21 protein-coding genes, 3 pseudogenes and 1 riboswitch are annotated in these 23,899 nt (G+C 61.9%); of the genes and pseudogenes, 17 read left to right on the top strand and 7 right to left on the bottom strand.

Translation table 11 applies throughout. The features are described 5' to 3' along the window. Nucleotides 1–209: 209 nt before the first annotated feature. Nucleotides 210–398 (top strand): hypothetical protein, encoded by a 189-nt coding sequence (locus tag ACW4PC_RS07735; protein WP_455873381.1) that lies wholly within the window; start codon nucleotides 210–212, stop codon nucleotides 396–398. A gap of 37 nt (nucleotides 399–435) precedes the next feature. On the opposite strand, the gene ACW4PC_RS07730 is transcribed toward ACW4PC_RS07735, so the two are convergent. Then, a complete protein-coding gene (locus tag ACW4PC_RS07730; protein ID WP_455873380.1) occupies nucleotides 436–879 on the bottom strand; it encodes a hypothetical protein in 444 nt (147 codons plus the stop codon). Nucleotides 880–973: 94 nt separating this feature from the next. After that, a pseudogene (locus ACW4PC_RS07725) lies at nucleotides 974–1,221 on the bottom strand (YbhB/YbcL family Raf kinase inhibitor-like protein); the annotation flags it as partial. A gap of 227 nt (nucleotides 1,222–1,448) precedes the next feature. On the opposite strand from ACW4PC_RS07725, the gene ACW4PC_RS07720 reads away from it, so the two are divergent. Together ACW4PC_RS07720 and ACW4PC_RS07715 are read left to right on the top strand one after the other, a co-directional pair. After that, nucleotides 1,449–2,351, top strand: a complete 903-nt coding sequence (locus ACW4PC_RS07720; protein WP_455873379.1) for a universal stress protein — start codon at nucleotides 1,449–1,451, stop codon at nucleotides 2,349–2,351. Nucleotides 2,352–2,427: 76 nt separating this feature from the next. Then, nucleotides 2,428–3,237 (top strand): sulfite exporter TauE/SafE family protein, encoded by an 810-nt coding sequence (locus tag ACW4PC_RS07715; protein WP_455873378.1) that lies wholly within the window; start codon nucleotides 2,428–2,430, stop codon nucleotides 3,235–3,237. Between the two features lie 44 nt (nucleotides 3,238–3,281). On the opposite strand, the gene ACW4PC_RS07710 is transcribed toward ACW4PC_RS07715, so the two are convergent. After that, nucleotides 3,282–3,557 (bottom strand): hypothetical protein, encoded by a 276-nt coding sequence (locus ACW4PC_RS07710; RefSeq protein ID WP_455873377.1) that lies wholly within the window; start codon nucleotides 3,555–3,557, stop codon nucleotides 3,282–3,284. Nucleotides 3,558–3,623: 66 nt separating this feature from the next. Between ACW4PC_RS07710 and ACW4PC_RS07705 the strand changes: the two genes are divergently transcribed. After that, a complete protein-coding gene (locus tag ACW4PC_RS07705; protein WP_455873376.1) occupies nucleotides 3,624–4,565 on the top strand; it encodes a LysR family transcriptional regulator in 942 nt (313 codons plus the stop codon). A gap of 103 nt (nucleotides 4,566–4,668) precedes the next feature. Further along, the gene (locus tag ACW4PC_RS07700; protein WP_455873375.1) at nucleotides 4,669–4,824 is read left to right on the top strand and encodes an entericidin domain-containing protein; all 156 of its coding nucleotides are present in this window, start codon (nucleotides 4,669–4,671) and stop codon (nucleotides 4,822–4,824) included. A 6-nt stretch (nucleotides 4,825–4,830) separates the two neighbouring features. On the opposite strand, the gene ACW4PC_RS07695 is transcribed toward ACW4PC_RS07700, so the two are convergent. Both ACW4PC_RS07695 and ACW4PC_RS07690 read right to left on the bottom strand, forming a co-directional pair. After that, the gene (locus ACW4PC_RS07695) at nucleotides 4,831–5,181 is read right to left on the bottom strand and encodes a hypothetical protein (RefSeq protein WP_455873374.1); all 351 of its coding nucleotides are present in this window, start codon (nucleotides 5,179–5,181) and stop codon (nucleotides 4,831–4,833) included. Nucleotides 5,182–5,276: 95 nt separating this feature from the next. Next, entirely contained in the window at nucleotides 5,277–6,272 is a 996-nt protein-coding gene (locus ACW4PC_RS07690) for a glycine betaine ABC transporter substrate-binding protein (protein ID WP_455873373.1), read from the bottom strand. Between the two features lie 29 nt (nucleotides 6,273–6,301). On the opposite strand from ACW4PC_RS07690, the gene ACW4PC_RS07685 reads away from it, so the two are divergent. After that, nucleotides 6,302–6,508 carry a hypothetical protein gene (locus ACW4PC_RS07685; RefSeq protein WP_455873372.1) on the top strand — a complete coding sequence of 69 codons (207 nt, stop codon included), beginning with the start codon at nucleotides 6,302–6,304 and terminating at the stop codon, nucleotides 6,506–6,508. A 368-nt stretch (nucleotides 6,509–6,876) separates the two neighbouring features. Next, the gene (locus ACW4PC_RS07680) at nucleotides 6,877–8,331 is read left to right on the top strand and encodes a cobyric acid synthase (protein ID WP_455873371.1); all 1,455 of its coding nucleotides are present in this window, start codon (nucleotides 6,877–6,879) and stop codon (nucleotides 8,329–8,331) included. Here ACW4PC_RS07680 and ACW4PC_RS07675 read toward each other — a convergent pair. Next, nucleotides 8,328–10,119: pseudogene (locus ACW4PC_RS07675) on the bottom strand (chloride channel protein). The gene ACW4PC_RS07680 and the pseudogene ACW4PC_RS07675 sit on opposite strands and share 4 nt — an antisense overlap. 164 nt (nucleotides 10,120–10,283) lie before the next feature. After that, a riboswitch (cobalamin riboswitch) is annotated at nucleotides 10,284–10,677 on the top strand. A 318-nt stretch (nucleotides 10,678–10,995) separates the two neighbouring features. On the opposite strand from ACW4PC_RS07675, the gene cobU reads away from it, so the two are divergent. From cobU to cobO, 4 genes are read left to right on the top strand one after another with little or no spacing between them, the layout of a single operon-like run. Further along, nucleotides 10,996–11,520 carry a bifunctional adenosylcobinamide kinase/adenosylcobinamide-phosphate guanylyltransferase gene (cobU, locus tag ACW4PC_RS07670; RefSeq protein WP_455873370.1) on the top strand — a complete coding sequence of 175 codons (525 nt, stop codon included), beginning with the start codon at nucleotides 10,996–10,998 and terminating at the stop codon, nucleotides 11,518–11,520. Nucleotides 11,521–11,524: 4 nt separating this feature from the next. After that, the gene (gene cobW / locus ACW4PC_RS07665; RefSeq protein ID WP_455873369.1) at nucleotides 11,525–12,574 is read left to right on the top strand and encodes a cobalamin biosynthesis protein CobW; all 1,050 of its coding nucleotides are present in this window, start codon (nucleotides 11,525–11,527) and stop codon (nucleotides 12,572–12,574) included. Between the two features lie 9 nt (nucleotides 12,575–12,583). Then, a complete protein-coding gene (gene cobN / locus ACW4PC_RS07660) occupies nucleotides 12,584–16,513 on the top strand; it encodes a cobaltochelatase subunit CobN (RefSeq protein ID WP_455873368.1) in 3,930 nt (1,309 codons plus the stop codon). 17 nt (nucleotides 16,514–16,530) lie between these two features. Then, complete coding sequence (gene cobO / locus ACW4PC_RS07655; RefSeq protein WP_455873367.1) at nucleotides 16,531–17,163, top strand: cob(I)yrinic acid a,c-diamide adenosyltransferase; 633 nt, start codon at nucleotides 16,531–16,533, stop codon at nucleotides 17,161–17,163. A 7-nt stretch (nucleotides 17,164–17,170) separates the two neighbouring features. On the opposite strand, the gene ACW4PC_RS07650 is transcribed toward cobO, so the two are convergent. After that, nucleotides 17,171–17,983 carry a TSUP family transporter gene (locus ACW4PC_RS07650; RefSeq protein WP_455873633.1) on the bottom strand — a complete coding sequence of 271 codons (813 nt, stop codon included), beginning with the start codon at nucleotides 17,981–17,983 and terminating at the stop codon, nucleotides 17,171–17,173. Between the two features lie 100 nt (nucleotides 17,984–18,083). Here ACW4PC_RS07650 and ACW4PC_RS07645 point away from each other — a divergent pair, with 100 nt between their 5' ends. The 6 genes and pseudogenes from ACW4PC_RS07645 (at nucleotide 18,084) to cbiB (ending at nucleotide 23,835) form a co-directional block, all read left to right on the top strand. Continuing rightward, nucleotides 18,084–18,503 carry a cobalamin biosynthesis protein gene (locus tag ACW4PC_RS07645; RefSeq protein WP_455873366.1) on the top strand — a complete coding sequence of 140 codons (420 nt, stop codon included), beginning with the start codon at nucleotides 18,084–18,086 and terminating at the stop codon, nucleotides 18,501–18,503. A 69-nt stretch (nucleotides 18,504–18,572) separates the two neighbouring features. Further along, nucleotides 18,573–19,523 (top strand): nucleoside hydrolase, encoded by a 951-nt coding sequence (locus ACW4PC_RS07640; protein ID WP_283072255.1) that lies wholly within the window; start codon nucleotides 18,573–18,575, stop codon nucleotides 19,521–19,523. A 186-nt stretch (nucleotides 19,524–19,709) separates the two neighbouring features. Then, the gene (gene cobA, locus ACW4PC_RS07635) at nucleotides 19,710–20,552 is read left to right on the top strand and encodes a uroporphyrinogen-III C-methyltransferase (protein ID WP_455873365.1); all 843 of its coding nucleotides are present in this window, start codon (nucleotides 19,710–19,712) and stop codon (nucleotides 20,550–20,552) included. Continuing rightward, nucleotides 20,549–21,856, top strand: a complete 1,308-nt coding sequence (locus ACW4PC_RS07630; RefSeq protein WP_455873364.1) for a cobyrinate a,c-diamide synthase — start codon at nucleotides 20,549–20,551, stop codon at nucleotides 21,854–21,856. The genes cobA and ACW4PC_RS07630 overlap by 4 nt, the downstream gene beginning before the upstream one ends. Continuing rightward, nucleotides 21,853–22,857 carry a threonine-phosphate decarboxylase gene (locus ACW4PC_RS07625; RefSeq protein WP_455873363.1) on the top strand — a complete coding sequence of 335 codons (1,005 nt, stop codon included), beginning with the start codon at nucleotides 21,853–21,855 and terminating at the stop codon, nucleotides 22,855–22,857. Before ACW4PC_RS07630 ends, ACW4PC_RS07625 begins: the two co-directional genes overlap by 4 nt. Further along, a pseudogene (cbiB, locus tag ACW4PC_RS07620) lies at nucleotides 22,854–23,835 on the top strand (adenosylcobinamide-phosphate synthase CbiB). The gene ACW4PC_RS07625 and the pseudogene cbiB overlap by 4 nt, the downstream one beginning before the upstream one ends. Nucleotides 23,836–23,899: the final 64 nt, after the last annotated feature.

Genomic DNA, 23,899 nt, shown 5'->3' with positions numbered 1-23,899 from the left:
CAAACATATAATCCAGCCGGGATGAGGGTTCGGGCCAGATAGGGCCCACTCGTCCCAAAGTACAGCTAGTTTGGTTGAAGCGATTTTGGAGTATTCCATGACAATCAAGACGGCGTTGTTGAGAATGTCCCTGATTATCGTTTCCGGGTGGGTCATGGTCGGCACCATCACCTTGGTGATGTTCCATTGACCAGCGAGGTGTAAACGGCATGCGGTTCCTGGTGTATACGAAAACGATTGCTGAACTCGATTATGACGAAGAGACGCGCGTCTTGACGATCATCTACCGGGACGGCCAACTGCGATCCGTTCCCCGTGTCGATCCCAAGATCATGATGAGAATGGTTGCACAGCTTCCTCCGGAACGATCCCTCTACCTGATGCAGGCGGCGATCTGAACCTCGCGGCCAAGGCAAGGTGCGACCGCACCTGGCGTCAATGCATGGCCTCGATAAAGGCGCGGCGATAGAAGGCGCCGAGGTTGATCCGTTCTGCAGCGACCGCCACAAGCTTCTTTTCGAGACGGCGCTCGAATTCGCGCGATCGGGCCGCCCGCGGCCTGCCGTGCGGTGTCGTAGGCTTTAACCGGATCCGTGGTCCGACGTCGTCGCGGTACTGGGCAAGCGTCATAGCGGCCTTGATCAGCAGAGTTCTTATCTGCGGACGGTGCTCGGCAGCGATGACGAGGCCAAAAGACTTGATCAGGACAGGCTTCGGGACGGGCAGCTCGATCTCGTCGATGATGTCATTTCCCACTTGGGCTTCCTCGGCGAACACGAGGTACTGGTCCACCAGGTCATGAGCGGCCTCGAGGGTCTCGGTGTCCGGGCTGTACCGGCACCAGGTGTCACCAAAAGCACTCAGCGATCCGTATGACATCAAGAGCTCCTTTGCCCTTCAAATGAACGCGGAAACTGCCTGATTGTTCAAAGGATGCTGCAAGTGGCGCGAAAGCGGCGCGGTTTCGTCACGATCAGTTGCTCCGCGGCGGGATGGCCGCCGCGGGTGACGTGACCTCGATGCTCGCCTGATCCAGCGTATTGGCACGAAGAAGCCGACCATGGCGGCTTGTTCATCGAGGGGGAGGTTGTCGAGGGAAAGAGCATAGACCGTGAACTGGTACCGGTGCGGTCCGTGGCCGACAGGCGGGCAAGCACCGCCATAGCCGGACATGCCGAAATCGGTGCGGCCCTGTACAGCGCCTTCGGGAAGTTTCCCATCTGCCTGTCGAAGGAGGACGCCAGTGGGAATGGCGGGATTTGCTTCGTGCGTCATGTGTCTTCTTGGTATTCGTTTTCGGGCCAAATGGTCCTTAGCACGCAATCGCTCGTTTGCCATGGAAGAGGCGGACAAGTGTGCGGCGTTTGCTAGCTATGGGACGCAGGAGTAAACTTTCAAACGTGATGGACCGGGAGCGATGTGGGAGCACTCGCGAAAGGAGGCCCGGTATGAACAATGCGCCCGCAAACGACAACCCGCGGAAACCGCCCTCGGTAGAAGCCGGCGTAATCTTCGCCGGCCATGTGCGGGAAGTGACCGTCCATGCCGACGTTCTCGCTCTGCTGCCCGATCCGGCGACTGCGCAGCCTTGCCTGGATATTGCCGAAGACGCCGCCCGCGCCATCCACGGCACCATGGCCGTGGCCCATGTCGGTGCGGATCCGGAACGGATGATCGCCCCGCCCGAGGAGATCGATCTGCAGATGCTGCGGGACCTGTCCGAAGGCTCGCCGCAGGAGCGGTTCGAGCGGGTCGCCCGCGCCTTCGAGGATTGGAAGCAGGGCAAGCCCAGCCGAGAACGGCTCCTTCTCGATGACTGCCGCGGCGATGTTAATCGCTGCGTGACCGCCGAAGCCCACGAGACGGCGCTCGTCGTCGCCCCATGCCATGGCAACATGGATGCCCGCGACGCTTTTCACGATCTCCTTTTCAATGAGCACAAGCTGGTGTTGGCACTACCTGCCGATGCCTATGCCGGCAATCTGCTGGAGCATGTGGTGATCGGCTGGAAGCCGCATGATCATACGCAGGGTGCCGTCGCCGCCGCCAGACGGTGGCTCGCTGCGGCCGATCGCGTGACGGTTCTATGCGTCAACGACAAGCCGGACGGACGCTGCCAGTCAACGGCAAGGGAATTGCTTGATCAGCTGGGGCTTGACGGCGACGTCGTCGCAGTCAGCTCGGGAAGCCGGTCCGTCGGGGAGGCGATCCTCGATTTCGCCAAGTCGGTGAATGCGACGTGTCTTTTGATTGGCGCTTTTAAGCATGGCTATTTCCTGGAACTGCTGCTCGGCCGTGTCACTCATTACCTGCTGTCGCATTCGCCACATCCATTGATGATGAAGCATTAGCGGCGGCGGCGACGCTTGACCTCGCCTGCGCCAAGAAAAGCCGCTACAAAGGCGGTACTTCCATCTGGCTATATCGATGACACACGAAACGGCGGCCGCATCTCAATCACGCAACTTACCCATGGCATTTGCTGGAGGCGCAATTATTGGCGCGCTCGGTGGGCTGATCGGCCTCGGCGGCGCGGAATTTCGTTTGCCGTTGCTGATTGGCCTTTTCAATTTTGCGGCCCTGGAAGCCGTCATTCTTAACAAAGCCATGAGCCTCGTCGTGGTCGCGACGGCCCTGCCGCTCCGCGCCGGAACGGTGCCTTTCGCCGTTATCGCCGAAAACTGGCCTATCGCCGCCAACCTGCTCGCCGGAAGCCTGCTTGGTGCATGGTTTGGGGCCGGATGGGCAACGCGCCTGAAATCGGAAACGCTCTACAAGGTTATTGCCGTTCTGCTCGTTGCTATCGCGGCGGTGCTGGTCTTCGGCCATGACGCTCGGGCAGGTCAGCCGGTTCTGACTGGGCCGTCCCAGCTCATCGCGGGCGTGATCGCAGGCTTCGTCATCGGCGTGGTAGCCTCGCTGCTCGGCGTGGCAGGCGGGGAATTGCTGATCCCGACTTTGGTGCTACTGTTCGGCGCCGATATCAAGCTGGCCGGAAGCCTCTCGCTCGCGGTGAGCCTGCCGACGATGCTTGTCGGCTTCACCCGCTACAGCCGGGATCAGAGCTTTTCGGTTATCCGTCGCAACAAGGCATTTCTGCTCGTGATGGCGGCGGGATCGACTGTCGGAACCTTCATCGGCGGGTTACTTCTCAGCATTGTGCCGAGTGTCTTCCTATTGCCTACGCTTGCCGTGATCCTCCTGATTTCAGCGTTGAAGGTCTGGCGGCATCAATAGTTCGGTGGGACGCACAACCCCCCACTTGCACACCTAGGAGCCCGCTACACGTTGCGATGATAGCTGGCGGCGGACGAGCCGGGCGTGAACCGCATTTCATGCAGTGTCTGTATCGCCCGACGTGCAGAACTCTGTTGAGGGGCAGAAGGTTGCGTGCCTTCTTCTCGGGTATTGTTGAGCGCATATGGGTCGACATCAGCGATCAGGTGGCTGGGCAGCGCGGTCATCTGCCGCATGGTGTTCTCCCAGGCGGTGCGCTGCAGTTGCCTTGCCCTGAACGCAAAGAAGATGTCCAGAATGCTGTGTGCAGCCTCGGTCATAATGGCCTCCTTTGTTTATCGAGCCATGGTCTAAAATAGCTTTGCGTTGACTTTCAAACAAACGAAATGATATGGTGCTTAAGATCAGAAAAATTGAAAGATGCGACGATGACTATGCCCTTTCGCCGCCCGATCCCGTTGCTCGACAATGATGTTCTGAGAACCTTTGTCGCCATTGCGGAAACGGGTAATTTTTCGACTGCAGCCGAGGCTGTGTTCCGCACGCCGTCGGCGGTTTCCATGCAGATCAAGAAGCTCGAGGAACAGCTCGGCGCGACGCTCTTCATGCGTGATGCGCGTTCGGTGACGCTGACGCAGCACGGCGAGCTCTTGCTGACCTACGCTCGCAATATCTTGGCGCTTTCCAACGAGGCGGTTTCCCGCTTCATCATGCCGGAACTCAGCGGCGTCGTGCGGCTCGGCGCGCCGGAGGATATCGGCGAGCGGCTGCTGCCAAGTATCCTGAAGAGCTTCGCGGAGAGCTATCCGGGCATCATGGTCGACGTGACGATCGACATGAGCATCGGCCTCAAGAAGCGCATGGAAGAGCAGAGGCTGGATCTGGCGCTGATCAATTGCGCCACGCGGCCGTTTCCGACCGGTGGGGAGATCGTGTTTCGTGAACGCCTTGTCTGGGCAGGCGCCAAATGCGGTACTGCCCACAGGCGCGATCCCCTGCCGATCTCGATCTGGGAGGATGGCTGCATCTGGCGCCAGGAGGCGCTGGCGCAGCTTGAGCGCAACAAGCGGCCTTACCGCGTCGCCTATCTCAGCGGCCATACGATGGCGCAGCGCGCCGCCGTGCTTTCCGACCTTGCGATCGCGCCGCTGCCGCGCTCCTATGTGGCCGACGGCATGGTGATGCTCGGTGCGCAAGAAGGCCTACCTGAACTCGGCTCGTTCGACATCCGGCTGCTGACGGCCTCCCAGCTCTCAGGGCCTATGGAGGCGGTCGCCGACAGTATCCGCTTTGCTTTCGCGGAAAAGGCAAAGGCCGCCGCCGCTTGATCCGTACGGCGAGGAACTTTATTGGATTTCGGCGCGTTGAACGGCGAGAGCAGCATGCTGCTTCGGCCGCGCGATTTCTAGTTTGCAAAAGAGGATTTCCAAAATGACGTTAACGGTCAAAATCGGCGCAGCGCTGATGCTGCTTCTGGCGCTTTCTTCCTGCGGCAATACCATCCGTGGCGTGGGCCGTGATACGGCAAACGCCGTCAACGCAACGCAGGATGCCGGCCATTCGGTCAACCGCGCCGCACGCCGCTAAATCTTTTCAGACCGTTGCGGCAGGATAGGCGCGTTCGAGGCCGCCCGATCGGTTAAGGCCAGTGCGGAAAGCAAGATAGGCCGGATGCTGGCTTGATTTCGCCGCTTCGGTCAATCGGATCTGAAGCCGCGCTGGCGCGGCTTCACCAATCCACATTCCAGTATTTTCAAGTTTCAGAGAATTGAGAAAGGGCGCAGCCGCGGCCAAATCCAGATACCGATGCAAGCCGTCGATCAGGCTGTCGTCCTGCGCTGCATTTTCCATGAGCAGCGCAAGATACGACCTGTCCGCTTCGGAAGCGGCTGCAAATTTGCTGGCAACAGTGTCGCGATCGGGAAAGGAAGCGGCTGGCGTCATCGGTCATCCATTACGTTGCTGCCATGGCCCGGCAGACGTTTGACTAGAATATGCCGTCAGCCTAGGGGCGATAGCCTACGCGAGGCTGGAATTGCTCAAAGAGCGGCCTTCACCTTTTCCGCGACGTCAGCCGGCATCCACCGTGTCCAGAGTTCGGGGTAGTTGCGCAGAAAGTAGAGCGCCGCGTTCTCGCTGCTTTCCCGGTTTTCGTCCTGCCACGCCAGAATGTCGTTTATGGTGTTGTTGTCCCAGGTGCGGGAGCGCAAGTAGGCGAATTCCGGACCGGCACGGTCGGCAAAGGCCTTGGTGACGACGGTAAAGGCCTGGGAGACGGGATAGGCGTTAAGCTGCGGACGCGCGCAGCCTTCGACCGAGGTGCAGGCCAGCCATTCCGCCTTATCGTGGCTGACACCCATACTGAGCCGTGTCATGTCGTATTTGCCGAGGATCGCCGTTGGTGCCCAGTAATAGCCGAGCCAGCCGACTTTGGCGTCGAAGGCTGCGCCGATCGAATCGTCCAGGCTTTGCGGGCTTTCGCTGTCGATCAGCTCGAAACCGGCCTTCTCGCCGTTCAAGGCTCTGAAGAGATTGGCTGTCGAAATCCGGCAGCTCCAGCCCGGCGGGCAATTGTGGACAGCGCCCTTGGAGGCATTTTTCGGCGCGGGGAAGAGGTCTGGCCGTTTCAGGGCATCCTGCACGGAGCGGATGTCGGGATTTGCATCGGCGATGAATTTCGGGATCCACCAGCCTTCGATTGCGCCATCCGACAAAATCTCGGAGGCCTGGATCAGGCGTCCGCTCTTCACTGCCGCCTCGAGTTGAGTCCTGACGGACGCGGTCCAGAGTTCCGGTGCGATATCGGGTTCGCCCTTCTGATCCATCGAAGCAAAAGTGGGTACGGTATCGCCGGCCACGGTCCTGACATTGCATCCATAGCCGTTTTTAAGAATGAAGCTGTCGAAATTGGCGGCAATCGCCGCCGAGGCCCAACTCATCTCCGCGATCGAAACATTACCGCAATCAGCTTGCGCGGCGCGGCCGCCGGCAGCGAGACATACGGCAATAAACAGCGAAGCCAGGATGATCTTCATTCGCTCGTTCCCCAATTTTTGATGCTGACATGCAGCTTTTGGATGTATTGCTAACCGCCCAATGCGTTCATTCAATGAATGCAATGCAGCAGTTTGGCCGTCGCAATTTCAGCTGCCATGCGTTTTATTGCATCGCGACCGCCAGCCTGGGACATTCCGATTACTTTGCAGCCTACGCCTTTGACACGGCAATTGAAATCCGCCTGAGGCCGAATATTTTTGACCTAAATGACTGATTTGAATGATCTAATATTCCCGCTGATCCACGAGTGAAAGTCTGCGTCGAGCTTGAGGTGGAATGCCCTCAATGAACTGCATGCGGATCGGGACTCGGCAAAATGTCAAAAAAAGTCGAAATTCACCATTGCTGAGTTCCGCAATAACACTCCGGTAAGAATGTCACGCTATCAGTTGAACCACGGCGGGGGACAACCGCCGCTTTCTCCGGATCAGGTAGTGCGTCCCGGAGACACACGAGTTTCGCCGTGTATTGGCGAATACGCCAGAGTTTTCGGCAAACCGCGCGCGCCCGCCAGCCCGCGCGGTTTTCGCATTTCGGACAGACGATTGACCGCGGATCGTGCCGCGTTGTAGGCCTCATCGCATGACCAAGGCGATCATGTTGCAGGGAACCGGCTCGGATGTCGGCAAGACGGTGCTCGTTGCCGGGCTTTGCCGGCTTGCGGCCAATCGCGGCCTCAAGGTTAAGCCTTTCAAGCCTCAGAATATGTCGAACAACGCGGCTGTTGCAGATGACGGCGGGGAGATCGGCCGGGCGCAGTGGCTGCAGTCGCTTGCGGCGCGTACGTCCTCGTCGATACACATGAACCCGGTTCTCCTCAAGCCGCAATCCGAAAACGGCAGCCAGATCATCGTGCAGGGCAAGGTCTTCGGGCAGGCGAACGCCCGTGACTACCAGAGGTTAAAGCCGCTGCTCCTTGAACATGTCCTGCAAAGTTTTGCGATCGTTTCGGAAGGCGCCGATCTCGTCATCGTTGAGGGTGCGGGCTCGCCGGCCGAAATCAACCTGCGTCCCGGCGATATCGCCAATATGGGCTTTGCCACCCGCGCCAAGGTGCCCGTCGTGCTCGTGGGCGACATCGATCGTGGCGGCGTGATCGCCTCTCTTGCCGGCACGCATGCAATCCTTTCGGATGACGACCGGGCGATGATTTCCGGTTATATCATCAACAAGTTCCGCGGCGATGTTTCGCTCTTCGATGACGGCAACGCAGCGATCAATCGCTTCACTGGATGGCCGTGTTTCGGCGTGGTGCCCTGGCTGAAGGCCGCCGCCCGCTTGCCGGCGGAGGACTCCGTCGTGCTGGAGCGCCTGGCCAGGAGCGCCTCCGGTGCGTTGAAGATCGCCGTACCGGTTCTGCCGCGCATCGCCAATTTCGACGATCTCGATCCTCTGCGTGCCGAGCCCGATGTCGAGCTCGTCTTCGTGAAGCCGGGAGACCGGCTGCCGGGCGATGCAGCGCTGGTGATCCTGCCCGGGTCGAAATCGACGATTGCCGACCTCCGTGATCTGCGCGCTGCCGGCTGGGACCGCGATCTGGAGACGCACATCCGGCGTGGCGGGCGCGTCATTGGCATCTGCGGCGGCTATCAGATGCTCGGGCGCACGGTTCGCGATCCGCTCGGCATCGAGGGGGCGAGCACTGCGACACCGGGTCTCGGATTCCTTGATGTCGAGACCGAAATGGCGCCGGAAAAGACCGTGCGGAACAGCCTGGCGGTCTCGGCCGAACACGGCGTTCCGCTTACCGGCTACCAGATCCATCTGGGCGTCACGACCGGGCCGGACTGCGCCAGGCCATCAGCGGTGATCGACGGTGTGGCCGATGGCGCGGTATCTGCTGGCGGCCGGATCATGGGCACCTATCTGCACGGCCTTTTCGGCAGCGATGCCTATCGCGGCAAGCTTCTCGAGAGCTTCGGCCTATCTGGCGAACGGCGGAGCTACCGTCAAAGCGTCGACCAGGCGCTCGACGAGGTCGCGGACGAACTCGAAACCCACCTCGACAAAGGCTGGCTGGCCGGGCTTCTCGGCTAGATTTCGCCGGAGACCTCGCGGCGCCTGCGGTCGAGCTCTTCGCTGTAGCGGCGAAGCGTATAGCTTTCGCTGAGCTGGCCGACGACGCGGCGCTCGATCAGATTGTTGAGCACGGCGAGTGCTTCGCTTTCCGTCTTGTCGAAGATCGCCGCGGCCTGCTTTGCGTTCATCTGCGGCTGCAGGAAGTCGTTCCGGTAGCGGATGAAATCCTTCAGATCCTTGCCCTCGTCGTCGGTGTCGACCGGGCTCGCGTAGATTTCCGGAACGAGCACGATGCCGGCATATTTGTCAGAGTCGTCGACGAGGATGACGCGCTGCCTCGATCCGATCGGGAAGGCCTTCTTGAAATCATCAATCGTGATGCTGACCTTCGCCGTTTTCACGTCCGAGCGCATCAGCTTGTCGACCGTCAGATTGCGGATCCAGCCGACATCATGGGCGCTGCGGATGCTTTCGCCACGAAGATGGAAACGCCATGTCGCGAAGGAGTAGCCGAACGTGTTGCGCACGACGAGCGACGAGGTGATGACGGCCGCAAGTACCAGCGCGGTGATCGGAAAGTCCCCGGTTATCTCGAGCGCCAGGAACGTCATCGTCAGCGGCCCTCCGATGACCGCAACGGCGAGCGAACTCATGCCGACCACGGCATAGATCACGGGCGTCAGCGTCGCATGGGCGAAATAGGGGGCACAATAGGCGAAAAGCTTGCCGAGCAGCGCGCCCATGAAGAGTGAGGCGAAGAAGAGGCCGCCCCTGAAGCCGGAACCGATGGAGATCGCCGATGCGAAGGATTTCAGCAGGAGAAGACCGACCAGGACCGGGACGGCAACATCACGGCCAAGGTTCAGATGCAACGCCCCATGGCCCGCCGAAAGCACCTGCGGCGTAATCATCGCCAGAAGGCCGACGATGATGCCGCCGAGCGCCGGGCGAAGCGGCGTCGGAACCGAACTTTTGCGCGCCAGCTCCTCGATGAAGGCTACGCCCTGCATGATCAGGATGCCGACGCCGGCGCAGAAGGCGCCAAGCAACAAGGCAGGGATATAATCGGCCGGAACCACCGTGCCGAACGCACCGACATCGATCATGAAATCGCTTCCCGCCAGCAGGCGCGCGACGAGCGTCGAGACGAGCGCGGAAACAACGACCGGCGTCAGCGACACGATCGTGTAGGTGCCGATGATGAGCTCGAATGCATAGAAGGCGCCTGTCAGCGGTGCGTTGAAGGCCGCGGCGATCGCACCGGCCGCGCCGCAGCCGACAAGGACGCGCAGATCTGCACGGCGGAGCTGCAGCTTCAGTCCGAGCTTGGAGGCGATACCCGCCGCGAGCTGGACATAGCCGGCCTCGAGGCCGACGGAGGCGCCGAAGCCGTTCGAAACCAGAATTCTGCACGGCGACGATGATGCTATCCGTCAGCGATAGCCGTCCGCCATGCAAAGCGTTCGCTTCGATGGGATCGACCATGGGCTTCTTGCGGGTTCGCGCGAGAATGAAAAACAGAAGGCCGAGCAGCATCCCGCCGCAGACGGGCGCCATCAGAAGCAGGAATTTGTCGTTTGTCTGTGATGAACTCAGCCGTTCGATGTCGCTAACGCCGAAGATCAAGCGATGCAGCTCGCGCGAAAGGAGGCTCATGCCGGTGACAGCCAGGCCCGACGTCACGCCGACGGCGATCCCGGCGAAGACCATGCCCATTTCACTGCGGCGGGCAAGCGCACGAAGCCGGCCGGCGTCGAGCAGGCGGTAGAGCCGGTAGAGGCGCGGGAAATTCAATTTCGTGAGCATATGCAAAGAACTAGGTGGCGGCCAACAGCGTCAAGGGCAATAGGGGCGCTTGCTCCCGAAATGTGGCGAAAGCCCGGCGCGAAATTCACCACCAATTGGAAGCTGTTCCTCGCCGGTTTCATTTGGGTACTCGCAATTGACTTCGGTAGGCGGCTTGCCTAACGATGAATATTCTTACGGATGGTTTTGGGACGGCAGATGCCGTTCCGGATGAAAAGGGAATGTGAAGGGACGGACCCAAGCCGGGCGTCTTCATCACAGCCGACCCCGCGACTGTAGAGCGGTCAGGGTCTTCCGTCCGGCGTTCAGGCCAGTTCACGGCTCCTTTCGCATGTTGCGGATCAGGAAGTGGCTGGGGCGCCGGAAAAGCCACTGGAAATGCATCGTGATCAGCCGGGGCAGGACGCCTCTATTTCTACGAATCGTCCGCCTTTTCACGAGAATGCAGCCGGGAAGGCGAGGAAGATCCACTGGTGCGATCAGGGGCGACCTTAGATGGGTCGCCCCGGTCGGCCGACACCCGCGAGCCAGGAGACCTGCCATGCGTGCCGGGCGAAGAGCCCATTCTGGGGCATTGTTCCCCGCTGCCAGCACGGAGGTTGTCATGGCTGAACGATGGAATTCCATGCCGCATTTTGTGGCGTCTTTGCGGGACACCGCACTTTCGACTTCCCGCATTCCTGTCTTCGGGTTTAACCCGAGGATTGTCACAAGGAACAAGCCACGGCGCGTCCGCGCCGTGAATGAAACAGCCATCGCGAGGGTGTCATCGGCGCCCAAGGACTTGGGGGCACTGGAATCCTGTGGCAAGCACAGGAATGAGGGTTGGCTGCGCCATGCCTCGGCAGCGCCGTTTCTTACGCCGCAGGCCTCCGGATGACTCATCCCACATGCGGCACCGCCTTCGTCCTCGGCGGCGCGCGTTCCGGCAAATCCCGTTTTGCTGAGCAGCTGATTGCCGATAGCGGCCTTGAGCGCCACTACGTCGCGACGGGTCGGGCCTGGGACGAGGAGATGCGTCAGCGGATCGAGAGCCACAAAACCGATCGCGGCCCACTTTGGACGACGCATGAGGAGCCGCTGGAGCTCGTCCCCCGTCTTTCCATTATCGACCGCGAGGGCCGGGCGATCCTCGTCGATTGTCTGACGCTCTGGGTCACCAATCTGATCATGGAGGAGCGCGACATGGCAGCGGAATTTGCAGCACTTGCCGCTTGGTTGCCGAAGGCAAGAGCGCGGCTCGTCATCGTTTCCAATGAAGTCGGCCTCGGCATCGTGCCGGAAAACCGCATGGCCCGCGATTTCCGCGACCATGCCGGACGGCTGCACCAGATGATAGCGGCGCAAGCCGCGGAAGTGTATTTCATCGCGGCCGGATTGCCGCTGAAAATGAAGGGTTGAACCTATGAGCCAGCAGAAGATCCCCGCAACCGTCATCACCGGATTCCTCGGCGCCGGCAAGACGACGATGATCCGCAACCTGCTTTCCAACACCGGCGGCAAAAAGATCGCGCTGATCATCAACGAGTTTGGCGATCTCGGTGTCGATGGCGACGTATTGAAGGGCTGCGGCGCGGAAAACTGCACTGAGGACGATATCATCGAATTGACCAACGGCTGCATCTGCTGCACCGTTGCCGACGATTTCATTCCGACGATGACGAAGCTTCTCGAGCGCGCCCAGCGTCCGGATCACATCGTCATCGAAACCTCCGGCCTTGCCCTGCCGCAGCCGCTCGTTGCCGCCTTCAACTGGCCAGATATCCGCAGCGAAGTGACCGTCGATGGCGTCATCACCGTCGTCGACAGCGCGGCCGTCGCGGCCGGCCGTTTTGCCGACGATCACGATGCGGTGGATGCGCGCCGGGCAGACGACGCCTCGCTCGATCATGAAAGCCCGATCGAAGAACTCTTCGAGGACCAACTGACCTGCGCCGACCTCATCGTGCTCAACAAGACTGATCTCCTTGACGGCAAGGGGCTCAGCCGCGTGCGCCACGAAGTGGCCTCCCGCATCGCCCGCAAGCCGGCGATGATCGAGGCGAGGAACGGCGAGGTTCCGGCAAGCGTGCTGCTCGGCCTCGGCATCGGTACTGAAGAGGACATCGGCAACCGCAAGTCGCATCACGAGCTGGAGCATGAGGACGGCACGCCGCACGATCACGACGAGTTCGACAGCTTCGTGGTCGACCTCGGTCCGATCGACGATGCGGCAGGCTTCGTCGAGAAGCTGAAAGGCGTGATTGCCGAGCACGATGTTCTGCGCCTGAAGGGCTTTGCCGATGTCGCGGGCAAGCAGATGCGGTTGCAGGTCCAGGCCGTCGGCAGCCGTATCGACCAGTATTTCGACCGCGCTTGGGCGCCGGGCGAAGCGCGCGGCACACGGCTTGTGGTGATCGGATTGCACGAGATGGATCAGAACACCGTCCGCAAGGCCATCGAGGCACTCGTCTAAGGCTCGGCCATGCATCTGCTTCTTGCCCAGAAAGGAACGATCAGCGACGGCGACGAGGCGATCGACCTCGGCCAATCGCCTGCCGATATCCTGTTCCTGTCTGCGGCGGATACCGAGCTTGCGGCGATCGCCGCGGCTCACGCGCAAGCCGGAAGGCCTTTCACGCTCCGGCTCGCCAGCCTGATGAGCCTCAAGCACCCAATGTCCGTCGATGCCTATATCGAGCGCACGGCGCGGTGCGCAAAGCTGATCATCGTCCGGGCGCTTGGGGGCGCGAGCTACTTCCACTACGCGCTGGAGGCGCTGCATGCCTGCGCGGCGCGGCATGGTGCGATGATTGCGGTCCTGCCTGGGGATTCGAAGCCGGATGCAGGATTGACGCCATTTTCGAACGTGCCGCTCAACGATCTCAACGCGCTCTGGGCTTATCTGATCGAAGGCGGCGAGGGGAATTCGCGAAGCTTTCTCGATTACGCGACGGCGATGCTCTCCGGCGATGAGAAGCCGGGCGCGGCTGTGCCGCTGATGAAGGCGGGTATCTGGTGGCCGGGTCGAGGTGCGATTGGGGTTGAGGAGTGGAAAGTTCTTTCCGCCTCCGGTATCCCAAACTCGAAGGAAGAGGCCGGATTCAAACCCACCGTCGCCATCAGCTTCTACCGCGCGCTCGTGCAAAGCGGCGAAACGGCCCCCGTCGAAGCGCTCATCGAAGCGCTGGCGGCGGAAGGCCTGCGCCCTCTGCCGATCTTCGCCTATAGCCTCAAGGATCCGCTATCGACCGGCATTCTCGAGCGCATCTTTGCAGAAGCGCCGCCCGATGTGGTGATCAACACCACCGGCTTTGCCGTGTCTGCGCCCGGTGCCGATCGCGCGCCGAGCGTGCTTGAAACAAACGGCGCCGTCGTCCTCCAGGCGATTTTCTCCGCCACGTCCAAGGAGGCGTGGGTCTCGTCATCGCAAGGCCTTTCCGCCCGCGATCTCGGCATGAACGTCGCGCTGCCGGAGGTCGATGGCCGCGTGCTGGCGCGGGCCGTTTCGTTCAAGTCTGCCGCCCGTTACGACGCGGCCGTCGAGGCCAATATCGTCGCCAGCGAGCCGGATACCGATCGCATGCGCTATACGGCGAAACTCGCCGCCAACTGGGCGCGCCTCCGAAACAGGCAGCTTGCGGGGCGGCGCATCGCGCTGGTGCTTGCAAACTACCCAAACCGTGACGGACGCCTCGGCAACGGCGTCGGCCTCGATACGCCAGCCAGCACGATCGAGGTGCTGAAGGCGATGCGGGATGCGGGTTACGCTGTTTCCGGTTTCCCGGCCGATGGCGATGCGCTGATGCGGCACCTCGCCGAGGGGCCGACCAATTCCGGACACGATGGCAAGGTGATCCGCGAGACGCTTTCCTTGAATGGGTACAAAGCGTTCTTCGCATCTCTTCCGAAAAAGATTCAAGACGAGATTGCCGCCCGCTGGGGGGATCCGGCGTCCGATCCCTATTTCACGGACGGCAGTTTCGCCCTGCCTTTCACCCGCTTCGGAAATCTCCTCATCGGCATCCAGCCTGCACGCGGCTACAACATCGATCCAAAGGAAAGCTACCATTCACCGGACCTCGTGCCGCCGCATGGCTATCTCGCCTTCTATGCCTTCCTCCGCGAGGAATTCGGCGCCGATGCCGTGATCCATATGGGCAAGCACGGCAATCTGGAATGGCTGCCGGGCAAGGCGCTGGCGCTGTCTTCGGAATGTTATCCGGAAGCGATCCTCGGCCCGCTGCCAAATCTCTATCCCTTCATCATCAACGATCCGGGCGAAGGCACGCAGGCCAAGCGGCGCTCCAGCGCCGTCATCATCGATCACCTCACGCCGCCGTTGACGCGGGCCGAGAGCTATGGCCCGCTGAAGGACCTGGAAGCGCTGGTCGACGAATATTATGAGGCCTCCGGCGGCGACCCGCGGCGCATTCGGCTGCTCGCCAAGCAGATCCTTGATCTCGTCGCCGATATTGGTCTCGACCGGGATGCGGGGATCGCCAAAGGCGAGAGCGGGGACGAGGCGCTGAAGAAGCTCGACGCCTATCTTTGCGATCTGAAGGAAATGCAGATTCGCGATGGCCTGCATGTGTTCGGTGTTACGCCGCAGGGCCGGTTACTGACTGATCTGACGGTGGCACTGGCCCGCGTTCCGCGCAGTCTGGGCGAGCGGGGCGATGCCAGCCTGCACCGGGCGATTGCGGCAGATGCGTTTTTTGGGTTCCCTCTTCTCCTGCGCGGGGAGACGATGTCCGCCAGGACAGATGAGGGGGTACGCGACAAAAGGAGCGAACGAGCAGGCGCCAGCCAGGCCGAACATTCCGCCCCCTGCGTCTCGTCCGACCCTTCGGCCCACCTTCTCTCCGTTGGGGGACAGTCGCTATCCTTCGACCCCCTCGATTGCGATATGTCGGCGCCCTGGCTCGGTCCGCGGCCATCGCTATTGGTAGAGACCTGCAATACCCCCTGGCGCACCAACGGCGACACCGTCGAGCGCATCGAATTGCTTGCCGCAGAACTGGTCGCCGGTGAAATTCCATGCCCGCCGGACTGGCCTGCAACCCAATCGGTTCTCACCGAGATCGAAACCCGCTTGAAGCCTTCCATCCTCGCCTGCGGCAAGGCTGAAATCGCGGGCCTTCTTCGCGGTCTCGACGGCCGCTTCGTCGCTCCCGGTCCGTCCGGCGCGCCGACGCGCGGGCGGCCGGACGTGCTTCCGACAGGGCGGAATTTCTACTCAGTCGATAGCCGCGCCGTTCCGACGCCCGCAGCCTTCGAACTCGGCAAAAAATCCGCCGAATTGCTCGTCCGGCGCTACGTTCAAGACCATGGCGACTGGCCGGTCTCGTTCGGGCTGACGGCCTGGGGCACATCGAACATGCGCACCGGCGGCGACGATATCGCGCAAGCGCTGGCGCTGATCGGCGTCAAGCCGGTCTGGGACATGACCTCGCGGCGCGTCACCGGCTACGAGATCATTCCGCCTGCGCTGCTCCGGCGCCCGCGGGTCGACGTGACGCTACGCATCTCCGGCTTCTTCCGGGATGCCTTTCCCGAGCAGATCGCGCTGTTTGACAGGGCAATCCGCGCTGTAGGTTCTCTGGATGAAGATGCCGCCGACAACCCGATCGCCGCCCGCATGCGCGGCGAAGCCGCGCGCCTTGCCGCAGCCGGCCTCGATGAGGCATCCGCACAAAAACGCGCCGGCTACCGCATCTTCGGCTCCAAACCTGGTGCCTATGGTGCGGGCCTGCAGGCTTTGATCGACGAAAAGGGCTGGGAGCGGCGTGCCGATCTGGCGGAATCCTATCTTGTCTGGGGCAGCTATGCTTACGGCGCGTCGGAGGAAGGCAGGGCCGAACGCGGCGTCTTCGAGGAGCGCCTGCGCTCCATCCAGGCCGTGGTGCAGAACCAGGACAACCGCGAGCATGACCTGCTCGACAGCGACGATTACTACCAATTCGAAGGCGGCATGGCGGCCGCGGCCGAACAACTGGGAGGAGTACGTCCCGCGATCTACCACAACGATCACTCGCGGCCCGAAAAGCCGGTGATCCGCTCGCTGGAGGAGGAGATCGGTCGCGTCGTGCGTGGGCGTGCGGTCAATCCGAAGTGGATCGATGGCGTCATGCGCCATGGCTACAAGGGCGCCTTGGAGATCGCCGCGACGGTCGATTACCTCTTCGCTTTTGCAGCGACGACGGGTGCCGTCGGCAACCACCATTTCGAGGCCGTCTACCAGGCCTTCGTCGCCGATCCGAAAGTCCGCGATTTCATGGCGGAGAAGAACCCGGCGGCGCTTGCGGACATGAAGGAGCGTCTGCTCGAAGCGATCGAGCGCAGGCTCTGGACGCCGCGCAGCAATTCGGCGCGCTTCGATCTCGCACCGCCACGTCACACAGAAACGGCATAAGCTTTATAGGGAAGAAAATGAGCGAAGAACCAGTGGAAAGCGGCGAGAAGGACGATGCACGTCACGCCGAAAAGATGGCCAAGAAGAAGGCCGCGCGCGACAAGATCATGGCCACGAAGATCGACGAGAAAGGCCTGATCATCGTCCATACCGGAAAAGGCAAGGGCAAGTCGTCTGCCGCCTTCGGGATGATCTTCCGACATATCGCCCATCGCAAACCGTCAGCCGTCGTGCAGTTCATCAAGGGCGCGATGTGGACCGGCGAGCGCGACCTGATCGAGAAGCATTTCTCCGACGTTTGTCAGTTTCATACAATGGGCGAGGGCTTCACCTGGGAGACGCAGGACCGCGCGCGCGATGTTGCAGCGGCGAGGGCTGCCTGGGAGAAGGCGAAGGAACTGATCCGCGACGAGCGCAATTCCATGGTGCTGCTCGACGAGATCAATATCGCGCTCCGCTATGACTATCTCGACGTCAACGAGGTGGCCGCATTTCTCAAGGCCGAGAAACCCTATATGACTCACGTCGTGCTGACCGGCCGGAACGCCAAGGACGAGCTGATCGAGATCGCCGATCTGGTCACGGAGATGGAGCTGATCAAGCATCCGTTCCGCTCCGGTATCAAGGGACAGCCCGGCGTGGAGTTCTGATGGCGGATCAATTTCCCGGCAGGTAATCGGAGGCCATTGCCAGGCTCCAGAGGCGGAGAGGGTTCGTCGGGTCGGATAGAAGCTTGACCGTGAACGCGATGCAAACCGTCACGAGCAGTGGCTTGATGAGCTTGGCGCCGGTGCGCATCGCAAGCCGTGAGCCAACCTGTGCGCCGAGGAACTGGCAGACACCCATCATCAGCCCGACCGTCCAGAGCGTTGCTCCGAAGGAGGCGAAGACGATGAGCGCGCCGATGTTCGAGCCGAGGTTCAGAAGCTTGGTATGCGCCGTCGCCTTCAGCATGCCGAAACCTGCAAGCGTCACGAACGAAAGCATGAAGAAGGAACCCGTGCCCGGGCCGAAAACTCCGTCGTAAAAGCCGATCAGCGGCACGAAGGTCATGCCGAAGACGAAAGGCGTGATGCGGCGGTGGGTATCGAGGTCGTTGAGGTTCGGCTTGAAGGCGAAATAGAGCGCGATCGCGATAAGCAGCACCGGCATGATGGCGCGCAGGACGTCGCCGGGCACGATCGTCGCAAGGGCTGCACCGAGCGCACCGCCCATAGCCGCCAACATGGCCATCGGCAGTTGTTCTCGAAGGTTCACATGGCCCTTGCGCGCATAGGCGATCGTCGCGGACGCTGCTCCGAAAACCGATTGTACCTTGTTCGTGCCGAGGGTCTGGAGCGGCGGAATCCCTGCGATCAGCATCGCCGGGACGGTGATGAGCCCGCCGCCGCCGGCGATCGCATCGACAAAGCCGGCAAAAAAGCCGGCAAGGCAGAGGAGAAGAAGAAGATGGGGAGCGATATCGGACAAGGCGGAACTCGAAGGCAGGACTGAAGTCCGCGCCATGTTGCATTTCCGGCTTCCGGCTGCAATGGCTGGAGGGACACGCCTGCATTTCAAAATAGGGCCGATGACCGGAATCACGTTCGATATTTCACGCCGCCATGTCCTCGGCCTCGGTTGCGAGCGCGGCACGCCGCCCGACGAAGTCATGGCGCTTGCGGCCGAAGTTTTGCGGCTGGGCGGTCTGGCGCCCGGTGAACTCGCCGCGATCGCGTCGATCGACGGCCGGGCCGGGGAGCCTGCTATTTTCGAGGCTGCCAGGCATTTCGGCGTGCCGATGCTGTTTTTCAGTGCCGCACGCCTTGAGGAAGAGACGCCGCGCCTTAAGAATCCATCCGACATCGTCTTTGCCCGAGTCGGCTGCCACGGCGTTGCCGAGTCCGCTGCGCTTGCTGCTTGCGGCAGCAACGCAGAGCTTGCGGTGCCCAAGATCAAATCTGCGCACGCGACCGCGGCGATCGCCCGCATGCGGTTGCAGAAAGAATAACGGGCGCTATGGTGTCGCCACTTCGCAAGGCGTTTCCGGCACGCGGCGAACAGCATAAAAGGAAATCTCATGCACAAGGTCATTTATGACACGGACCCGGGCGTCGATGACGCCATGGCGCTCCTCTTCCTGCATCGTCACCCCGACGTCGATCTGATCGGCATCACGACCGTTTTCGGCAATGCCTCGATCGAAGCGACGACGCGCAACGCACTGTTTTTGAAGCGCGAATGGAATATTTCGGCCCCCGTCGCCAAGGGTACGGGTACGACGATTGATCCGTCGCGCAAGGAGATCGACTGGCCGACCTTCGTGCATGGCGACAATGGCCTCGGCAATATCGACGTGCCGGAGACGGTCGATGTGCCGCTCGATCCGCGCCCGGCCTACCGGTTCATCGTCGACACCGTGCGCGCCAATCCCGGCGAGGTGACGCTCGTTGCCGTCGGCCGCATGACGAACCTTGCGCTGGCGCTGAAGGAAGATCCGGAGATCGCCAAGCTCGTGAAAGCCGTCGTCATCATGGGTGGCAATTTCTATGTGCCGGGCAATGTCTCGCCGGTCGCGGAAGCCAATATTCACGGCGATCCGGAAGCTGCCGACATCGTCCTGACCGCTCCCTGGAAGGTTGTGGTCATCGGCCTCGACGTGACCGCGGTCACGACCATGAGCCGGCGCTATCTCGCCGCTGCCGCCGCAGAGGGCGACAGGGCCGTCAAACTGCTGAACGATCTCTCGCAGTTCTACATCGATTTCTACGCGCACGCGGTCGATGACGGAATGATGGTGCATGACAGCTGCGCCTGCGTCTATGTCGTGGCGCCGGAACTCTTTTCGACCATCACGGGTTCAGTTCGCGTCGTCTGTGGCGGTATTGCCGACGGCCAGACGATCGTGAAGCCGGACGGCCGCCGCTTCCCGCCCGGCGACTGGGACGGCCTGCCGAGCCAGATCGTCTGCACCGGCGTCGAGTCGGAAAAAGTGATCGGCCTCGTTCGCGAGACGCTGCTGCGCGCCTGATGAACTGCCGGACCGGCCGGCGTCTCCTCCGGCCGGTTCTTGTTGAATCCGATCAATGGGATGGCTTGCTTTCCTTAAGTTCGGATTCAACCCTTTCCAAAATTGAGTCAGTTTCCACCCGGCAGCCTGTGGTCGGCTTTCACCGTTGCCGTTGACCTTGCCTGCTGCCGGGCATAGATCACCTAAATGATCGAAAGCGCATTCTCCCATCTGCCGGCGCTGGAGCCGGGCAGCGTCTGGCTCGTCGGCGCCGGGCCGGGCGATCCTGGCCTGCTGACGCTGCTTGCCGCTAAGGCGATGGCGGAAGCCGATTTGATCATCCACGACGCGCTGGTGAACGAGGAATGCTTGAGGCTCGCGCGGCCCGATGCCGTTCTCGAATATGCCGGCAAGCGAGGCGGCAAGCCTTCCGCGAATCAGCGGGATATCTCGCTTCGCTTGGTCGAACTTGCGCGCTCCGGCAAACGCGTGCTGCGGCTGAAGGGCGGCGATCCCTTCGTCTTCGGCCGTGGCGGCGAAGAGGCGCTGACGCTGGTCGAGCACAACATCCCGTTCCGCATCGTGCCGGGCATTACGGCCGGGATCGGCGGGCTCGCCTATGCTGGCATTCCAGTCACCCATCGCGACATCAACCATGCGGTCACGTTCCTCACCGGCCATGATTCTTCCGGCATCGTGCCGGATGCGATCAATTGGGAGGCGATCGGCCGCGGTTCGCCGGTGATCGTCATCTATATGGCGATGAAGCATATCGCCCAGATCAGCGCCAACCTAATCGCGGCGGGCCGCAATCCGTCGGAGCCGGTCGCCTTCGTCTGCAATGCGGCAACCAGCGGGCAGCAGGTTCTGGAAACGACGCTTGGCGAAGCACCGGCCGCCGTCGCGGCGTCCGGCTTGGAGCCGCCTGCAATTGTCGTCGTCGGCGAGGTCGTGAGATTGCGCCCGTCGCTCGATTGGCTGGGTGCTTTGGCGGGGCGCAGGCTACAGCCCGATCCGTTTCGCCGCACCGGAGGGAAGGTGACGGCATGAGCGGGTTGCTGATCGCTGCGCCGTCCTCCGGCTCCGGCAAGACTACGATCACGCTCGGCCTGCTTCGGGCGCTTCGCAACCGCGGTGTTGCGGTCGCTCCCGGCAAGGCCGGTCCGGACTATATCGATCCTGCCTTTCACTCCGCCGCCAGCGGCACGCCCTGCCTGAATTTCGACGCCTGGGCCATGCGGCCCGAGTTGATTTCCGCCAATGCCGCGCTGCACCGATCCGGCGATCGCATCCTGGTCATTGAGGCGATGATGGGCCTCTTCGACGGTGCGGCCGACGGCAAGGGGACCGCGGCCGATCTCGCCGCCATGCTTCGCCTATCCGTCGTGCTCGTTGTCGACGCTTCGCGCATGTCGCATTCGGTCGCGCCGCTCGTCAGCGGCTTTGCGAGCTTCCGCGCCGATGTCCGCATCGCCGGCGTCATTCTCAACAAGGTCGGCAGCGAGCGGCACGAGACGATGCTGCGCCAGGCGCTCGATGCGATCCGCATGCCCGTCATCGCGGTCATCCGCAGCGACAAGACACTGGCGCTTCCGGAGCGGCATCTGGGCCTCGTCCAGGCGGGCGAGCATCAGGGGCTGGAGGACTTTATCGAGCATGCTGCCGAAGCCGTATCCGACGAGTGCAATTTCGAGTTTCTTTTGCGCACCGCGCGCCAGGGTCTCAACGTTCCCTCGGCGGCGAATATCCATCGGCTGGCGCCGCTCGGAAGCCGGATTGCTGTTGCCCGCGACATCGCCTTTGCCTTTTCCTACGAACATATGCTGCTCGGCTGGCGCCGCCGCGGGGCAACGATCTCCTTCTTCTCGCCGCTGGCCGACGAAGCACCCGCCACCGATGCCGATGCGATCTATCTGCCGGGCGGCTATCCGGAACTGCATGCTGGAGAGATCGCGGGTGCGCGGAATTTCCGCCGGGCGATGGTCGAGGCTGCAGGGCGCGGCACGCGCATTTACGGCGAGTGCGGCGGCTACATGGTGCTTGGCGACGGGCTGATCGATGCCGGCGGCGCGCGGCACGAGATGCTCGGCCTGCTGCCGCTTGTCACCAGCTATGAAGAGCGCAGCCGGCATCTCGGCTATCGCCGCGTTCAGCCGGTCGACGGGGCATTCTTCGACCATGCCATGACGGCCCATGAATATCATTACTCCACTGTGGTTCGCGAAGGCGACGGCGACAAGCTCTTTGCGGTGAGCGATGCTCTCGGCATCGGTCTCGGTGAAGCCGGCCTTCGCCGCGGCCAGATCGCTGGGTCTTATATGCATCTGATCGACCTTGCCGGAGCCGCCGCATGAGTGTTCCGATCATGCATGGCGGCGGGATCTCGGCCGCCGCTGCTGCCTTTGGCGGAAGGCCGGAGGATTGGCTTGATCTATCGACCGGCATCAATCCATGCCCGGCGGCGCTGCCGGACATTCCTGCTGAATCCTGGCATCGCCTGCCGGACAAATATCTGGTGCAATCCGCCGTTGCCGCTGCCCGCGACTATTACCGCAGCGGCGATCTCCTGCCGTTGCCTGTTCCAGGCACGCAATCGGTGATCCAGCTTCTGCCCAGACTGGTCGAGCCTGGCAGGCGAATCGCGATCGTCTCGCCGACCTATGGCGAATACGACAAAGCGTTCCGGTCAGCCGGCTTTATCGTGGATGCGATCGATGGGATCGGGGCTGTCGACGACCGGCACGCGCTGGCCGTCGTCGTCAATCCGAACAATCCTGATGGCCAAAGCTATAAGCCGGACGAGCTAGCCGCGCTGCATGACCGGCTGAAAGGGCAGGGCGGCTGTCTCGTCGTCGACGAAGCCTTCGGCGATGCTGAGCCGAATTTCCGAGTCTCGTGCCTCTGGCATCGCGGTTTTCAAATCTCGTCATCTTCCGTTCGTTCGGAAAGTTCTTCGGACTCTGCAGGTCTGCGGCTCGGCTTCGTCGTGACTGCAAGCGATATCCGCGAGCGTTTCGAGGATTGGCTCGGCCCTTGGGCGGTGTCCGGCCCGGCGCTGTCGATTGCCGCGTCCTTGCTGCGGTCGGATACGGCTCCGATCATCCGCACGATCGCCGAGCGCCAGGTTGCCTTGGAGGGCGTGTTGAAAGGCGCCGGTTTGGAAATGACCGGCGGTACGCGGCTCTTTTCGCTCGTCGAAGACAGCCGCGCAGGCCGCATTCACACGCATCTCTGCCGCCACCATATTCTCGTCCGCAAGTTCGACTATGCGCCGGAATGGCTGCGTTTCGGCCTCCCTCCCGATTTCGCCGCCGACAACAGGCTTGTGGTCGCTTTGGAAAGTTTTGACGGATGACGATCGACGAAAATCTCCTCGTGCTGTTGCTGGCGCTCCTTCTCGACCGGATCGTCGGCGATCCGGATTGGCTGTGGTCGCGGCTGCCGCATCCCGTCGTCCTCTTCGGCAAGGCGATTTCCAATTTCGACCGGCAGTTCAACAGCGAGACGCTGACGAAGGCCGAGCGGCGGCTGAACGGCACCGTCTCGATCACCGTGTTGTTGGCGTTCAGCGCCGCAGCCGGGCTCGTGCTGCACTGGTTCTTCGGACTGTTCGGCTTTGTGGGAATTCTTCTCGAAATTGCCTGCGTCGCGATCTTCTTGGCGCAGAAAAGCCTTGCGGATCACGTTTCTGCGGTGGCGGAAGCCTTGCGCGGCGAGGGGATCGTCGGCGGCCGCAAGGCCATCTCCCGCATTGTCGGCCGCGATCCGGAAACCCTCGACGAGCCGGGAATTTGCCGTGCGGCGATCGAAAGCCTCGCCGAAAACTTCTCCGACGGCGTCGTTGCACCGGCGCTCTGGTATGTCGTCCTCGGCCTGCCCGGCCTCTTCCTCTACAAGATGCTCGAATACCGCCGACTCGATGATCGGACACAAGTCGGACAAGTACATCGATTTCGGCTGGGCCTCGGCTCGCCTCGACGATCTGGCGAATTGGCCGGCCGCCCGTCTTGCCATCCTGCTGATCGCCGCTGGCGCCTGGCTTCGGCGCGGCGCAAGCGCCAGCCGCGAGGCCTTCCAGGTTGCGATCCGCGACGGCGGTCTGCATCGCTCCCCGAATTCCGGCCGGCCGGAAGCGGCCATGGCCGGTGCACTTGATGTTCAATTGGCAGGTCCCCGCGTCTATTCCGGCATTGTCGTCAGCGAACCGATGATCAACGGCGCGGGCCGCGGCACCGCCACCGTCAAGGACGTCGAAGACGGGATCGCGGTATTCAATGCGAGTTGCATGATACTGGCGATCGCCGTGTTTCTGGCATTCGTCGCTCTGCTTTGACCGTGCTTCGCAGGAGAGTTTCGGCGCTATCCAGATAAGAATGGTCGCATGGTGTTCCGAGCCT

This window comes from Rhizobium yanglingense, from assembly GCF_977109285.1.
The sequence above is the reverse complement of the archived record's forward strand: the minus strand, read 5'-3'. Positions and strand labels throughout refer to the sequence as shown.

What these genes read in the sequence shown, in the direction of transcription:
- ACW4PC_RS07735 (WP_455873381.1), top strand. Translation starts at nt 210, where the DNA reads ATGCGGTTCCTGGTGTATACGAAAACGATTGCTGAACTCGATTATGAC.
- ACW4PC_RS07730 (WP_455873380.1), bottom strand. Translation starts at nt 879, where the DNA reads ATGTCATACGGATCGCTGAGTGCTTTTGGTGACACCTGGTGCCGGTAC.
- ACW4PC_RS07720 (WP_455873379.1), top strand. Translation starts at nt 1,449, where the DNA reads ATGAACAATGCGCCCGCAAACGACAACCCGCGGAAACCGCCCTCGGTA.
- ACW4PC_RS07715 (WP_455873378.1), top strand. Translation starts at nt 2,428, where the DNA reads ATGACACACGAAACGGCGGCCGCATCTCAATCACGCAACTTACCCATG.
- ACW4PC_RS07710 (WP_455873377.1), bottom strand. Translation starts at nt 3,557, where the DNA reads ATGACCGAGGCTGCACACAGCATTCTGGACATCTTCTTTGCGTTCAGG.
- ACW4PC_RS07705 (WP_455873376.1), top strand. Translation starts at nt 3,624, where the DNA reads ATGATATGGTGCTTAAGATCAGAAAAATTGAAAGATGCGACGATGACT.
- ACW4PC_RS07700 (WP_455873375.1), top strand. Translation starts at nt 4,669, where the DNA reads ATGACGTTAACGGTCAAAATCGGCGCAGCGCTGATGCTGCTTCTGGCG.
- ACW4PC_RS07695 (WP_455873374.1), bottom strand. Translation starts at nt 5,181, where the DNA reads ATGACGCCAGCCGCTTCCTTTCCCGATCGCGACACTGTTGCCAGCAAA.
- ACW4PC_RS07690 (WP_455873373.1), bottom strand. Translation starts at nt 6,272, where the DNA reads ATGAAGATCATCCTGGCTTCGCTGTTTATTGCCGTATGTCTCGCTGCC.
- ACW4PC_RS07685 (WP_455873372.1), top strand. Translation starts at nt 6,302, where the DNA reads ATGCAGCTTTTGGATGTATTGCTAACCGCCCAATGCGTTCATTCAATG.
- ACW4PC_RS07680 (WP_455873371.1), top strand. Translation starts at nt 6,877, where the DNA reads ATGACCAAGGCGATCATGTTGCAGGGAACCGGCTCGGATGTCGGCAAG.
- cobU (WP_455873370.1), top strand. Translation starts at nt 10,996, where the DNA reads ATGACTCATCCCACATGCGGCACCGCCTTCGTCCTCGGCGGCGCGCGT.
- cobW (WP_455873369.1), top strand. Translation starts at nt 11,525, where the DNA reads ATGAGCCAGCAGAAGATCCCCGCAACCGTCATCACCGGATTCCTCGGC.
- cobN (WP_455873368.1), top strand. Translation starts at nt 12,584, where the DNA reads ATGCATCTGCTTCTTGCCCAGAAAGGAACGATCAGCGACGGCGACGAG.
- cobO (WP_455873367.1), top strand. Translation starts at nt 16,531, where the DNA reads ATGAGCGAAGAACCAGTGGAAAGCGGCGAGAAGGACGATGCACGTCAC.
- ACW4PC_RS07645 (WP_455873366.1), top strand. Translation starts at nt 18,084, where the DNA reads ATGACCGGAATCACGTTCGATATTTCACGCCGCCATGTCCTCGGCCTC.
- ACW4PC_RS07640 (WP_283072255.1), top strand. Translation starts at nt 18,573, where the DNA reads ATGCACAAGGTCATTTATGACACGGACCCGGGCGTCGATGACGCCATG.
- cobA (WP_455873365.1), top strand. Translation starts at nt 19,710, where the DNA reads ATGATCGAAAGCGCATTCTCCCATCTGCCGGCGCTGGAGCCGGGCAGC.
- ACW4PC_RS07630 (WP_455873364.1), top strand. Translation starts at nt 20,549, where the DNA reads ATGAGCGGGTTGCTGATCGCTGCGCCGTCCTCCGGCTCCGGCAAGACT.
- ACW4PC_RS07625 (WP_455873363.1), top strand. Translation starts at nt 21,853, where the DNA reads ATGAGTGTTCCGATCATGCATGGCGGCGGGATCTCGGCCGCCGCTGCT.